We start from the raw sequence: 13451 nt of genomic DNA on the forward strand, positions 1-13451 counted from the left end.
GGAGCCCGCCCTGTCCGCCGACCAACCCGCCGGAGTCGCCGTGGTGGGCGACTTTGGCGTGCTGCTCGGCGCCGACCAGGATTGGGACCCGGCCGACGGGGCGGTGCAGATGCGCTTCGACGCCACGGACGGCTTGTGGAAGCTGGACGCCGAGCTGCCCGCCGGCCGGTATGCGTTCAAGTTCGCACTGAACGGCTCGTGGGAGGAAAACTACGGGGCGTATGGCGTGCTTGACGGCGCCAACCACGAGTTCCAGCACGACGGCGGCGCGCTCACCATCGCGTACGACCACGCCATCCATGACCTGGCCGCGACGTCCCGGCTGGTCCGCGCCTGACCCTTCGTGATGAGCGCGTCATGCGCGCCGCCCGTAAAGCGCGCCGTCGTCCACGCCCGCCCTCGCCAAGCAGGGACCCCATGCACGGTCGCACTGCGCCTCGTCGTCATTCAGGCGCTGGCCAGGTGCTCCACCTCCGGCCCCGAACCGGTCGCCACGGCCTCGAGGACCTCTTCGGCTTCCTGCAGGTCAATGCCCTTGGACAGCGCAATTTCCGTGACGAGCGGTTTCTTGGCGTACTGCAGCATCTCCTTCTCGGCGTGGGACATGTTGCCGTTGGCGTGCAGCCGCCGGGCGAGGTCGCGGACCAATCCCGCGATCACGAAGATGTCGCCGGTGCGGAGCCGTTCCTGGTTGTCCTTGAAGCGCCGGGACCACTGCGGATCCTCCTCCCGCGAGGCGGCGCGCAGCACGTCGAACAGTGCCTCCAACTGTCCCTCGTCGAAGACCGGCCGCAGGCCGACCTGCTCGGCACGCTCCAGCGGGACACCGACCGTCAGGTTCGAGTTCTTAACTTCCAGCATGACGTAGCGGCATTCCGCGTCCTGCCTCAGGGGCCGGGTCCTGATGCCTCGGACCACGGCCGGACCGTGGTGTGGGTGAACAAGGGTTTGACCTTCAGCAAACAGCATTCAAGAGTCCTCTGATTCGCACGAGCGCCACACTCGACATCAGTGGACGGAGCGCCCCGGGGCCCTCGCGCCAGACGGTCGTCCCACGGACCGAAACCGCGGCCAGCAGACCGGAGCTTCGATATTGTGAGCACGCGGACCGGCTCGGATCCATGCGGATGGACCCGCCCCAAACCCGCGAGCTTGGCTGCCTCAATTATCTCACGCGTGCGCCTGATGTCCCCGGGAGTACCAACCGGTGGGACCCCTCGAGTCCGGGGGCGCGCGCCGGCAGATGGGACGCCGCGGCGCCGCGCAACCGGTTGGCGCTGCCCCTTGACTCCCCGGCGGAGCGACTGCCACCATGGCAGTCTCACATGGCGCAAAGTTGCGCATCATGCGCAACTCTTCAGGTCCGGCTGGCGCCAGAACCTCGAAGGAGTAAGCCCCTATGTCGGAGATTCTCGATTCTGGCTCCGCCCAGTTCAACGGCACCGATTCGTCCCGCGTTAACCCCAACCCGGCCGTCACCCTTTACACGCGGCTGCGCAAGTCCCCTTACTTCTGGAAGTCGCGGGAGCACGGCGTCGCGGCCTACAGCGTGTACAACCACACCTACCACCCGCGCCATTACGGCGATCCGGTCAGCGAGTACTGGTCGCTGCTGAACGACGTCACCCTGTGGGACGTCGGCGTGGAGCGGCAGCTGCAGATCAGCGGCCCGCAGGCCTTCGACTTCACCAACATGCTCACCCCGCGGGACCTGACCAAGTGCGAGGTGGGCCAGTGCAAGTACGCTTTCATCACCGCCGCAGACGGGGGCATCATCAACGACCCCATCCTGCTGCGCGTGGAGGAGAACAAGTTCTGGCTCTCGCTGGCGGACAGCGACGTGCACCTGTGGGCCATGGGCCTGGCGCACGCCGGCGGCTGGGACGTCACCGTGGAAGAGGTGGACGTGGCGCCCGTCCAGGTCCAAGGCCCGAAGGCCAAGGGGCTGATGTCCGACCTGTTCGGCCCGCAGATCCTGGACATGCCGTACTACTACATGCAGCACCACACCCTCAACGGCATGGACGTGGTGGTCAGCCGGACCGGCTACACCGGCGAAGTCGGCTACGAGATCTACCTCTACAACGCCACCGCAAACGCCGGGCGCCTCTGGGACACGGTTTGGGAAGCCGGGCAGGCGCACGACCTGCGGGTCATCGGTCCCTGCCACATCCGCCGGATCGAGGCGGGCATGCTGGCCTACGGGTGCGACATCACGCTCGGCACCAACCCGTTGGAGGTTGGTTACGACTACAACTGGATGGTGGATCTGGACCAGGAAGCGGACTTCGTGGGCAAGGAAGCGCTCGGCCGCATCCGGGAGAAGGGCATCGACCGGCTGATGGTCGGCGTGGAGATCGGCGGCGAGCCGCTGGGCAGCTACAACGACGGCTCCATGATCGAGCCGTTCCCGGTCTCGGTCGGCGACGGCTCCCCCATCGGGGAGGTCACCAGCGCCTGCCACTCCCCGCGGCTGGAACGGAACATCGGCCTGGCCATGGTGCCGATCGACCTCAGCGGCGAAGGCACCACGCTGTCCATCCACACGCCCGAGGGAGTCCGCGAAGGCCAAGTCGTCCAAAAGCCCTTCGTCGACCCCGCCAAGTCCACACCCAAGGACTGAAACCGCCAAAACCACAACGACGGCGGAGCCCACCTGTAGAAGGCGGGCCCCGCCGTCGTTCGCAGCTACGTCCAGGCGACGTCGCGCACAGGGGCGCCGCCCGCTGCGGTGAGCTTGAGCGGGAAGAAGCCGACCCGGCAGCTGGCGGGCAGCGTGGTGGCGTGGTGGCGTGCCCGATGTTCTGCACGATCAGGTTGCGGCAGGGCGGCGGGGTTTACGGCTCTTGCCGGGCGCCGACGGTGGCGCCTTGGACGCTGGTCTTATCGGCTTCGGATTCATCGTCCCGGGGCGGCCCGGCTACGGGCAGGGTAAACGTGAAGACGCTGCCCCGGCCGGGCTCGCTCTCACAGCTGATGCTGCCGCCGTGCCGTTCCACGATGTCCTTGGACAGGGCAAGTCCGAGGCCCAGCCCCGGGATGGAACTACGGCGGGCGGCGGGACTGCGGAAAAACCGCGTGAAGACGTTGCGGCTCTCCTCGGCACCCATCCCCATGCCCCGGTCCGCTACCTCGCATCGAACCATTTCGTCGCCGCCGGTGCAGCTGACCGTGACGTCACCGCCCTGCGGGGAATACTTGATGGCGTTGGACAGCAGGTTATCCAACACCTGCCGGACCCGCGCCGGGTCGCAGACCACCCGCAGGGGAGGCGGCGCCTGTACGGCGAGCGTGATGCCGCCGGCGGCGGCCCGGGGTTCTGCTGCTGCGGCGGCCTGCGCGACAATATCCCCGAGATCCGCAGGAACCGGCTGCAGCTCGGAGAAGCCGGCGGCCGTCCCCAGCAAATCCTTTACCAGGGCGAGCAACTGGTGCGAATTGCGGAGGATGGTGTCCAGGCCTGCCGCCATGTTCTCCGGCAAGTCCGGCGTCAGCGCCAGCAACTCGGCATACCCCTGGATGGAGGTCAGCGGAGTTCGCAGTTCGTGGGACACGCTGGACAGGAAATCACTCTTCGCTTCCAGCGCGGACACTAGTTCCGTGACGTCGTTGAAGGCGAGGACGGAGCCTTCGCGCCGGCCGCTGCCGTCGACCATCGCCTGGGCGGACGCGGAGAGTACCCGTTGCCGCGGGGGCCGGCCGAACCAGACCAGGTATTCGGCAAACGACTCGCCGCGCAGTGCGCGGCGGATGGGCCGATCCTGGACGGGCATGAGCGATTTGCCTCCGTCGGCATAGAGCTCGAGCCTGGATTCCGGCGCGTCCTCGTCGCCCGACGGCAGCGCCAGGCGGCGCAGCTCTTCCTGCCGACGGTTGCGCAGAGTCGGGTTGCCGTCCTCATCGACGGCCAGGACCCCCACGTTCACGGCGTTGACGACGGCTGACAGGAGCCGTTCGCGCTTGTCGCTGGCTTCCAGCAGCGCGCGGAGCCTTGCGTCCTTGGCCTCGACCACCTGCTGCTGTTCCATCATGCTCGCGGTCATGACCCGGACGGTGATTCCGATGGCCAGCATCATGAAGGGGATGAGCAGCGGGTGGATTAACGCATCGAAAGTGACGGCAGGCTGCTTGAGGAACACCGGAATCCACACCATCGCCAGGGCGGCCAGCGCGCCCCCGATGACGGACAGCCGCGGCAGTTGTCCGGAGGCCGCCAGCCAGATCACCGGGAAAGCGGCCAGCAGCCCTACCCCTGTCAGGAGCGACCCGGCGCCTTCGCGCAGCAGGCCGATCGGAATGAAATCCAGCAGCGGGATGATCAGGAACGACGGGTACGGCAGCTTCTCCCACGGAACGAGGAAACACGCCGCCAGCAGTACCGCGTTGAGCACCATGCTGAGTTCAAAGAGCGGATTCACCAGGAGCGGGGGAGAAAAAAGCCACGTGCCCACCCCCAGGAACAGCATGGTGATGGACAGCGGCAACTGGCTCATCACTACCCGCCCGCGCAGTGAGAGGTCGTGGAACTTCACCCGATGCAGGGTCAGCAGGTCGAGGATTTTTTCCATGGCGGCGAACTCCAATATCGTCGTCACGGGCGGATTCTGCAGTGACGGATGTGACAAACGGGAAGATAACCGCCTTAATGAAAGCATGCCAGCTGCCCCCAGCAACCGCCGTGCCGTCATAGTCGAGGACAACGCGGACATCCGCCGGTTGCTGGCCCAAATCGTCTCCGACCAAGGCTTCACGGTGGCGGAGGCAGAAAACGGGCGGGACGGCCTCGAGCTGGTCCGCAACGGCGGCGCCGACCTCATTACGTTGGATTTGAACCTGCCCGATCTGGACGGCATTGAAGTCTGCCGGCAGGTCAGGACCTTTTCCGACGCCTACATACTGATGATTACCGCGCGCGCTGAGGAGCTGGACCGGCTCAGCGGGTTGAACACGGGCGCCGACGATTACATCAGCAAGCCGTTCAGCCCCCGGGAGCTCCAGGCAAGAATCGGAGCGCTTTTCCGCCGCCCGCGATCCCAACCCGTTGAGGCGATTCCTAGCGAAGACCAGAAACGCGCAGCCGAGGTTCAGCGCAGCCTTCTGCCGGCCGAGCCCCTGAGACTTCAAGGCTATGAGATCGGCGGCCGTTGCCGGCCCAGCCGAAGCGTGGGCGGGGACTTTTTCGATTGGTGCGCCACGGAAAACGGGCTGCAACTGACGGTCGCCGATGCCATGGGCAAGGGCATGGGCGCTGCCCTTATCGCCGCGACGGTTCGCGCGGTGTTGCGCGCCTCCCACGGACACGCGGACATCGTCCCGGCCTTCCAGGCGGCGAGCCAGTCGCTCGAGAGCGACCTGGCCCAGTCCGACTCCTTCGTCACGATCTTTCATGCCAGGCTGGACGCCGGGAACTCTACGGTCGACTACGTGGACGCGGGGCACGGGCTTGGGCTGCACCTCTACGACGGCGGCCTGCGCCGCCTGCCCTCGGGTGGCCCGCCCGTCGGTGCCGTCCCGGGCAGCACGTGGGCCGCAAGCCGTCTGCTGCTGGAGCCCGGCGAATCGCTCCTTGTACTCAGCGACGGGCTTCTCGATGCCTTCGACTCGGTGGACGCAGCCATGGACGCGGTGGCCGCCGTTGCCAGCTCCGGTGACGATGTCCGGGACGTCTGCGATGCCGTGTTGGACCTGGCCGGCGCCGCGGTGGCGGACGACATCACCGCCGTGATGCTGCGCCGGTGCCCGGCAGACAGCCCGGTACCCTTGTGAAACGTTTTGCCATACGGCTGCTGGTGGTTCTGACGGTCATCCTCGGAACCAACTACCTCGCGTGGCGATGGCTCGACTCGCTCAACTGGTCGGCGTGGTGGATAGCCGTCCCCTTGGTGCTGGCCGAGACCTACAGCCTGATCGACGTCGGACTCTTTGGTTTAACGGTCTGGCGGTTCCGGGAGCGCAAAGCGCCGCCACCGCCTGCGGACGCCACCGTCGACGTTTTCATCACCACCTACGACGAGCCGCTGGACCTCGTCATGGCTACCGCGCTGGCGGCGCGGGACATCCGGTACGCCCACAGCACCTGGATTTTGGACGATGGCGCCAGGCCGGAGCTGGGCGAACTGGCCGCCCGCCACGGGCTGGGCTACCTGACCCGCACCGGTGACTGGGCGGACAAGCCGCGGCACGCCAAAGCGGGCAACCTGAACAACGCGCTGATGATGACCCACGGGGAATTCCTCTTGATCCTCGACGCCGACCAGGTCCCCCGGCCCGACATTCTGGACAAGACGCTGGGGTATTTCAACCAGCGCAGGGTCGCCCTCGTCCAGACCCCCCAGTACTTCAGCAACGTTCCGGCCAACGATCCGCTGGGCAGCCAGGCCCCGCTGTTCTACGGGCCCATTCAGCAAGGCAAGGACGGCTGGAACGCAGCGTTTTTCTGCGGTTCCAATGCCCTGCTCCGGCGCGAAGCACTGATGCAGCTGGGCCTGGCCGGCTATGTCACCGAAGTCGACCGCGGGGTTCACCGCGCGCTCGCAGGGGCGCGAAGTGCCATCCGCAAGGCCCGAAGGTCCCCGGAGGCGGCAGATCCACTCGTAGCAATGCTGCTCGACGACGTGGAGGCCGCCACCGACACGGCCCGCGCCAGCCTCCGAAGCGGCGGGTCGCTCAGCGAAATCACTTATGACCTCCGGAAGAAGGTCGACGACGCCGTGCGGTCCTTGGTTGCCGAGAACTTCGCGGCCGTGGAAGCGGACCTGGCCGAGATCGCCGCCATGGAACTCGGGGGCACGGCCGGTGTGCCCGAGCCGGACGAATTGGACGGCGCGCTCGAGCGGATGTCCCGGCGGGATTGGTCCCCGCTGGGGGCGCTGGGATCAGTGCAGGCGGTGCTGGACGCCGTCTCGATAGAACGCCCCGACGAGGCCCAGCCGGTGATGCCGTTGGCCACTATCTCCGTGACAGAAGACATGGCGACCTCGATGCGGTTGCATTCGATGGGGTGGCACAGCGTCTACCACCACGAGGTACTCGCCCACGGCCTGGCCCCGGAGGACCTCAAAACCATGCTGACCCAGCGGCTGCGCTGGGCCCAGGGCACCGTCCAGGTCATGCTGCGCGAGAACCCGCTGGCGCAACGCGGGCTGAGGCTCGGCCAACGGTTGATGTACTTCTCCACGATGTGGAGTTACCTCAGTGGCTTTGCCGCGGTGATCTACTTCGCCGCGCCAATCGTCTACCTCACCCTGGGCATCCTCCCCGTCAACAGCCTGAGCACGGACTTTTTCATCCGGTTCATCCCGTTCATGGTGGTCAACCAACTGCTGTTCGCCGTGGTGGGCAAGGGCGTCAGCACTTGGCGCGGGCAGCAGTACAGCCTCGCCCTCTTCCCCACCTGGATCAAGGCCTGCACGACGGCGGCCCGCAACGTGTGGCTGGGACGGCCCCTCGGCTTTGCCGTCACTCCGAAAGCCCGCCAATCCGGGGGGAGCAGCTGGAACCTGATCACACCCCAGCTGGTCACCATGGCTTTGCTGGTTGCTGCCCTCCTGACGGGCGCGGCAAGACTGGCGGCCGGACTGAACGAACCCGTGGGCACGCTGGTGAACGTGGCCTGGGTTATGTTTGATTTGCTGATTCTGGGCGTGCTGGTCAAGGCCGTCAGGTACAAAGGGTTCAAGCCCGACGAAAGGAACGTGGATGCAGTTCACCGTTGAGACCACGCCCGCCTATGCCGAAGTCATCGGGAGCGGCCGGCTCAACATGGTCGCAGCACCCCGCCTCCGGGAAGTTGTCGCGGCCGTCGTGGCTAAAGGAAACCACCATGTGGTGGTGAATATGGCGGGTACGGAGTTCATGGACTCCTCCGGCCTCGGGGCGCTCATCGGCTGCCTGAAGATCGCCCGGCAAGCCGGGGGCGACCTCCGCATCGCGAACGTGCAGCCGCAGGTGAGGATGGTGCTTGAGCTGACCAGCATGCACCGCGTGCTGACTCCTTACCAGAGCGTCGACGCGGCGTTTTCCGATGACTGAGGTCCTCGCCCGAACGACACGCCAGGGGCTGGCCACGGCCGAAACCGTCGAGGCCCTGCACGAGGACTTCGAGGCGCTGTGGACGAAAGCCGACTTCGTTCCGGACTTGGACCGGATGGCCTTCTCGACTGCCGTGATCGAGGCCGCCACCAATGTGGTCCAGCACGCCGTCCCTGCTTCCGAAACTCCCCTCCAGCTCGGTGTTGAGATCACCATCTGGTCCCGCCGGTTGGAAGCACGCATTTCCGAAATCGGCGCAGCACCTTCCAGCCCCGGCATCTCGAACCCGCAAGAGCACGACGTCGACGACGAGTCGGAGTCAGGGCGCGGACTCAACCTGATCCATGCCTTGGTCAGCACCGTCACCTTCGAGCGCCACGGCGAGGACAACGTATGGGTCCTCTGCCGCCATGCCTCCGAGGACAGCGCCTGAAGCCGCCGTCCGGCTGCTTACCGGCTCCTAGCCGGCCGCGAGCTCCCCGGCGACCAGCCGCCGCGCGACCTCGGTCAGCAGTTCCACGCCGCGCACGGCGTCGTCGTCCCGGGTGAATTCGGCCTCGTTGTGGGAGATCCCTTCGACGCTGGGAACGAAGAGCATGACCGTCGGCACAACGTCCTTCAGGTTCGTCGAGTCGTGGCCGGCCACGGTCATGATATCCGTGTGGCTGAACCCGAGCCGCTCCGCGCTGGCGATGCCGAGCGCCACGCCCGCGGGCTGGTAGGACACCAGTCCCCACCGGTGGGTCAGCTCCAAACCGACCGTCGTCCGGGACACGGCCTCCGCCTCGGCGATCCTTTTGTCCAGCAATTCCATGGCGCGGGCCAGGACGTCCTCATCCGGCGACCGCAGGTCCAGGTTCATGACGGCCTGGCGCGCAATGGTCACCGGCGAGTTGGGCAACACGTACATCTCGGAGACCGAGGTGTGCAGCTGGCCGGGGGCGAACTCCGCGGCGAGGTCGCGGGCGGCGGAGATGACCAGGGCGGCTGCGTAGAGGGCATCCCTGCGGTCCTCCATCCGGGTGGAGCCGGTATGCGACTGCTCCCCGTCCACCGTGACGCGGTACTTGCTCGCCGCCCACGTGCGGTCCACGATTCCGACCTGCGTGCCGGTTTCCTCAAGGCTCCGGCCCTGTTCAATATGGATCTCGGCGTAACGGGCCACGTCGGCGAGCCGGGGGGCGCCGTCGTCGGCGGTGCGGTGGCCGGCGGCCAAGGCCGCGGCAACCGTCGTCCCGGCCGGATCCGCGGTGGCCAGCGCCTCTTCCAGGGGCAGCTTCCCCGTGAAAACCGAACTGCCCATCATGCTGGGCGTGAAGCGGCTGCCTTCCTCGTTGAACCAGTTGACCACGGCCACGTTGTAGACCGGGTCGATCCCGCCCGCGGCAGCTTCGGCCGCCACGCGGGCCGCGGCGTGGGCCCCGGCCAACACGCCGTAGGCGCCGTCGTACCGCCCGGCCAACGGCTGGGAGTCCAGGTGCGAGCCGAGCAAGACATAGGGAGCACCGGGAACAAGTTCAAGGGTCCCGAACTGGTTTCCGGCGGCGTCTACCTTTTCCGTGAAGCCGTGCCGCGCCAGCCACTCGCCGAACCACCGGCGGGTGGCATGGTCCTCCGGCGTACCGGCCTGCCGGTCCACGCCGCCGCCGGCGGTCGCGCCGAACCCGGACATGGCACCGAAGTCGTCAAGAAATTCCTGGCCGGTCGTGCTCATCGTGCTTCCTCCCCCGTCGACGCCGTCGCCGCATCAGCGGATTCCAGTGCCGGAAATTTCTCCGCGCCGAAGCGGATGTCGCCGCCCACCATGGTGGCCAGCACCTGCGTGGCGCCGATGCGCGACGGCTCGACGGCGGTGGGGTCTTGGTCCAAAAAGACCAGGTCGGCCAGCAGGCCGGGCGCCAACCGGCCCTTGATGTCCCCCGCTCCCGTCGCCGCCGCGGAACCGACGGTGTAGGCGGCCAGCGCCTCGGCCGCGGTGATCCGCTCGTCGGGGCCGTATACCTCGCCGGACGGGGTCAGCCGCTCCACGAACGATTGGATCACGTCGAGCGGACGGCCGTTGGACACCGGTCGGTCCGAGCTGCCCGGCAACGTAGCGCCGCGCCGCAGCAGGCTGTTGGCCGGGTAGGACGTCGCCGTCCGCTCCGGACCGAGCAGCCGCGCCATGCCGTCGCCGAACTCGGTGATGAAATGCGGCTGCGGCACCAGGACGATGCCGGCCGCGGCGATGCGGTCCAGCTGCTCCGACCGGATCACGCCGCCGTGCTCGATCCTGTTGGGCAGCGGCCTGTGGCCGTAGGTTTCCTGGGCTTCGGTGATGATGTCGATCGCGTGGTCGATGGCGTGATCCCCGATCGCGTGCATCGCGATGGACCAACCGGCGCGGTACGCCTCGAGGGACGATGCGCGCAGCACTTCGGCGTCCATTTGCAGGTAGCCGTGGTTGTGGGGGCAGCCGACATACTCTTCGGTGACGTAGGCGGTGCTGCCCAGCAGCGATCCGTCGCTGAAGATTTTCACCGGTCCCAGCCGGAGCCAGTCGTCCCCCAAGCCGGTGCGGATGCCGGCATCGAGGCCGCGCGAGACCGGGTCTGCGTCGTGCCCTGGAACCTCGTGCAGGGCATCCAGAACCAGCATGGGTTGCATCCGGACGCTCAGCAGCCCCTTGTCCCGTGCACTCTGGTAGGCGCCGAACTCGCGCGGTGAGTAGCCGATCCAGCCGCCGGCGATGCCTGCGTCGGTGACGCTGGTGATGCCCTCGGTCAGATAGTGGGTGGTCGCGAGGTCCAGCGCGCGTTCGATGGTCGCCAGCGGGTAGGGCAGCATGATGTCCTGCACCAACCGCATGGCGTTCTCTTCCAGCAGCCCGGTGGGCCGGCCCTGGGCATCCGTGACAACGACGCCGCCATCGATCGGCGCGGCAAGGTCGGCGCCGCGTGCGGCGATGAGATCGAGTGCAACACCGTTGACATTGCAGGCGTGGCCGGAGGAGTGCTTGATCCATACCGGGCGGCCGCCGGCGGCAGCATCGAGCCGGTCGCGGTCAGGCTGGGCTCCGCCGTGCAGCAGCGGGCTGTACCCCGAGGCCACCACCCATTCGTCCTCCGCCAGCGTGGACGCGGCGTCGGCTATCACCGCATAGGCCTCATCGAGGCTGGCGACGGTCCCCAAATTCGCTTCCAGCAGGCCGAGCCCGAACCAGACGCTGTGGGCGTGCACGTCATTGAAGCCGGGGACGATGACCGCACCGGCGGCGTCGACGACCCTCCGGGCCCGGGGCGCGGCCTGCGGGTCGACGTCGAGTGCCAGCACCTTCCCGTCGTGGATCAGCAGGTTTTCTGCCACCGGATGTCCGGGGTCCTGGGTCAGTATGCGGGCGTTGCGGATCAGGAGATCGACGAGCATGAGTCCTCTTCGTGCTTTCGCTGCGGCGTGCCCGGAGCGGTAGACGGCGCAGCGAGCCGTGCCCGGCGCCGCCTCCATTTCAACACTGGAGCAATGTCACGCTCAATGGACAAAAGACGCCATCTCCGGCGGAAGGATTAGGCAAATGCATAAGATGGATGCATGAGCGAGCCGCGCGTAAAACCTTTCCTGCACAGCGCCAGCCGGCACCGGGACTTCAATCCCGACCCGTCGGCCGAACCCCAGTGGACCGAACTTATCCGGCGCCTGTGGCAGGAACGCGATTTACTGGTCAGCGACTTCCTGGAGCGCTTTGCGGCCATCTCCTATGAGGGGGCACTGGTTCCGGACGAGGATGTCCGCCGGACAGCGGTGGACACGATGGAGATGTTCCTGTTCCAGATGGCCGGCCTCGAGTTGCCGCCCGATCTTCGGTCCCTGCCGAGGGATGTGGCTTCCCGCCGGGCACGCCAGGGGGTTCCGCTGGAGGCCTTCCTGAGCGCGGTACGCAACGACTTCCGGGTCCTGTGGAAAGGCCTTGAACGCGTTGCGCGGGGGCACGGCACCGACGTGCTCGTTGCCAACATGGACCGGGTCTTGGACACTGTGGAGAGATACGTCAGCAGTATTCAGCAGGCGTTTTCGGAAGAGGAAGCCCTGCTGGCCCGCGACAAGCAGTTGCACCGGCAACGGCTGCTTTCGCGGCTCTTTAACACCGATACCCAAAACACCGGCGAGGTCTCCGACATCGCCGCCGGCTTGGAAGTAGAAAGCTCGGACGTGTTTGAACTGATTGCGGTCACCAAGGAGGCGGCGGCGAAGTTGCCGGATCAGCCGGCGGCCGACCGCCACACCTTCTCCTACGAACGCGCCGGCGCCCTCTACCTTTTCCGGGTAAGCCGAGCCGGACGGACCTGGCAGGACGATCCGCCCGAATTTCCGGCCGGTTATATGCCCGGCGTGGAGGGCCTGGCCGCGATTCCGCAGGCGGCAGCGGCGGCTTTGGTTTTGGCCGCCAAGCACGGTGCCGATACGGGGCTGGCCACCATCGCGGGCACTTGGATGTCCATTGCCCGGGACCTCCTGGAGAAGGCGCTCCCCGGATTCTCGCTCCCCGTCACCACGGCACTGGACCACTGCACGCCGCATGAGCGCCAGCGGTTGCTGCAGGTGGCACAAAGTTACGGCCGCACCGGTTCGATCAAGGAAACCGCGGAGGAACTTTACTGCCACCGAAACACGGTGGTCAACCGGTTGCATTCGCTGGAGGAAGTCATCGGGCTGGACATGACGGTTCCGGCGCAGGCAGCGCTCGCACTCGTGGCGCTCGCGGACTACAAAAATGGGCACAAGTTGTGAAAAGGCACAAGTAGGCGTTGTCAAGCCGGTGAGTATTGTCATTGTTCAGGGGAATGGCACTACCTTACAGTCGAGAGGTACTTCACAGCTCTACCTCGGGATGTCCTCCGTTCAGGGCCATAGGAATTACGGGCTGCCGCTGCCTCCTCCATCGGAGCCGGCCCCGCATAGCTTGAAAGGCAACACGTGACGACGCCGCAATCTCTCAACACCCCCGGCGCTCCGCCGAAAGTCTCCGGCAAGGACGCAGGCAAGATCGCCCGGGCCGCCTTCGTCGGAACGGCTCTCGAGTGGTACGACTACTACCTCTTCGGCACGGCCGCGGCGTTGGTGTTCAACCGCCTGTTCTTCACGGAACTGGATCCCACGGCCGCGTTGCTGGCTTCGTTCGCCACCTTCGGCGTCGGCTTCGCAGCCCGTCCGATCGGCGCCATGCTCTTCGGCTACATCGGCGACAAGTACGGCCGCCGGCCCGCCCTGCTGACCACCATCGTCATGATCGGCGTCGCCACCGGTCTGATCGGCCTGCTGCCCGACTTCGGCAGCATCGGCCTGGCGGCCCCGATCCTGCTCGCCGTCCTGCGGCTCGTCCAGGGACTGGCCGTGGGCGGCGAATGGGGTGGCGCGGTCACGATGGCCGTCGAGCACGCCCCGGC

At 66.8% G+C, this 13451-nt stretch carries 12 protein-coding genes; 8 read left to right on the top strand and 4 right to left on the bottom strand.

What is annotated here, in order from left to right:
- Nucleotides 1–337, top strand: a 337-nt coding sequence (locus AC5RUJ_RS04210; protein WP_494155621.1) for a pullulanase X25 domain-containing protein, incomplete at its 5' end; no start/stop codon positions are given.
- A 110-nt stretch (nucleotides 338–447) separates the two neighbouring features.
- On the opposite strand, the gene AC5RUJ_RS04215 is transcribed toward AC5RUJ_RS04210, so the two are convergent.
- Nucleotides 448–969: a CarD family transcriptional regulator gene (locus AC5RUJ_RS04215; RefSeq protein ID WP_494128599.1), complete on the bottom strand. Its 522-nt coding sequence runs from the start codon at nucleotides 967–969 to the stop codon at nucleotides 448–450.
- A 430-nt stretch (nucleotides 970–1399) separates the two neighbouring features.
- Here AC5RUJ_RS04215 and AC5RUJ_RS04220 point away from each other — a divergent pair, with 430 nt between their 5' ends.
- The gene (locus AC5RUJ_RS04220; protein ID WP_494002213.1) at nucleotides 1400–2623 is read left to right on the top strand and encodes a glycine cleavage T C-terminal barrel domain-containing protein; all 1224 of its coding nucleotides are present in this window, start codon (nucleotides 1400–1402) and stop codon (nucleotides 2621–2623) included.
- Nucleotides 2624–2837: 214 nt separating this feature from the next.
- Here the strand turns inward: AC5RUJ_RS04220 and AC5RUJ_RS04225 are convergent, their stop codons facing one another.
- Nucleotides 2838–4595, bottom strand: coding sequence for a sensor histidine kinase (locus AC5RUJ_RS04225; RefSeq protein ID WP_494128600.1), 1758 nt, complete (start codon nucleotides 4593–4595; stop codon nucleotides 2838–2840).
- 58 nt (nucleotides 4596–4653) lie between these two features.
- Here AC5RUJ_RS04225 and AC5RUJ_RS04230 point away from each other — a divergent pair, with 58 nt between their 5' ends.
- From AC5RUJ_RS04230 to AC5RUJ_RS04245, 4 genes are read left to right on the top strand one after another with little or no spacing between them, the layout of a single operon-like run.
- Entirely contained in the window at nucleotides 4654–5766 is a 1113-nt protein-coding gene (locus AC5RUJ_RS04230) for a response regulator (protein ID WP_494002211.1), read from the top strand.
- On the top strand, nucleotides 5763–7715 hold the full coding sequence (locus AC5RUJ_RS04235; RefSeq protein WP_494128601.1) for a glycosyltransferase family 2 protein: 1953 nt from the start codon (nucleotides 5763–5765) through the stop codon (nucleotides 7713–7715). Before AC5RUJ_RS04230 ends, AC5RUJ_RS04235 begins: the two co-directional genes overlap by 4 nt.
- Nucleotides 7699–8031 (top strand): STAS domain-containing protein, encoded by a 333-nt coding sequence (locus AC5RUJ_RS04240; RefSeq protein ID WP_494002209.1) that lies wholly within the window; start codon nucleotides 7699–7701, stop codon nucleotides 8029–8031. The genes AC5RUJ_RS04235 and AC5RUJ_RS04240 overlap by 17 nt, the downstream gene beginning before the upstream one ends.
- Nucleotides 8024–8464, top strand: coding sequence for an ATP-binding protein (locus tag AC5RUJ_RS04245; protein WP_494002208.1), 441 nt, complete (start codon nucleotides 8024–8026; stop codon nucleotides 8462–8464). The genes AC5RUJ_RS04240 and AC5RUJ_RS04245 overlap by 8 nt, the downstream gene beginning before the upstream one ends.
- A 27-nt stretch (nucleotides 8465–8491) precedes the next feature.
- Here the strand turns inward: AC5RUJ_RS04245 and AC5RUJ_RS04250 are convergent, their stop codons facing one another.
- On the bottom strand, nucleotides 8492–9745 hold the full coding sequence (locus AC5RUJ_RS04250) for a M20 family metallo-hydrolase (RefSeq protein WP_494102344.1): 1254 nt from the start codon (nucleotides 9743–9745) through the stop codon (nucleotides 8492–8494).
- Complete coding sequence (locus AC5RUJ_RS04255) at nucleotides 9742–11436, bottom strand: amidohydrolase (RefSeq protein ID WP_494128602.1); 1695 nt, start codon at nucleotides 11434–11436, stop codon at nucleotides 9742–9744. Before AC5RUJ_RS04255 ends, AC5RUJ_RS04250 begins: the two co-directional genes overlap by 4 nt.
- 162 nt (nucleotides 11437–11598) lie before the next feature.
- Between AC5RUJ_RS04255 and AC5RUJ_RS04260 the strand changes: the two genes are divergently transcribed.
- Complete coding sequence (locus tag AC5RUJ_RS04260; protein ID WP_494128603.1) at nucleotides 11599–12795, top strand: helix-turn-helix domain-containing protein; 1197 nt, start codon at nucleotides 11599–11601, stop codon at nucleotides 12793–12795.
- 186 nt (nucleotides 12796–12981) lie between these two features.
- Nucleotides 12982–13451, top strand: a 470-nt coding sequence (locus AC5RUJ_RS04265) for an MFS transporter (RefSeq protein ID WP_494155622.1), incomplete at its 3' end; no start/stop codon positions are given.

Source organism: Arthrobacter sp. Y3223164, assembly GCF_059091005.1.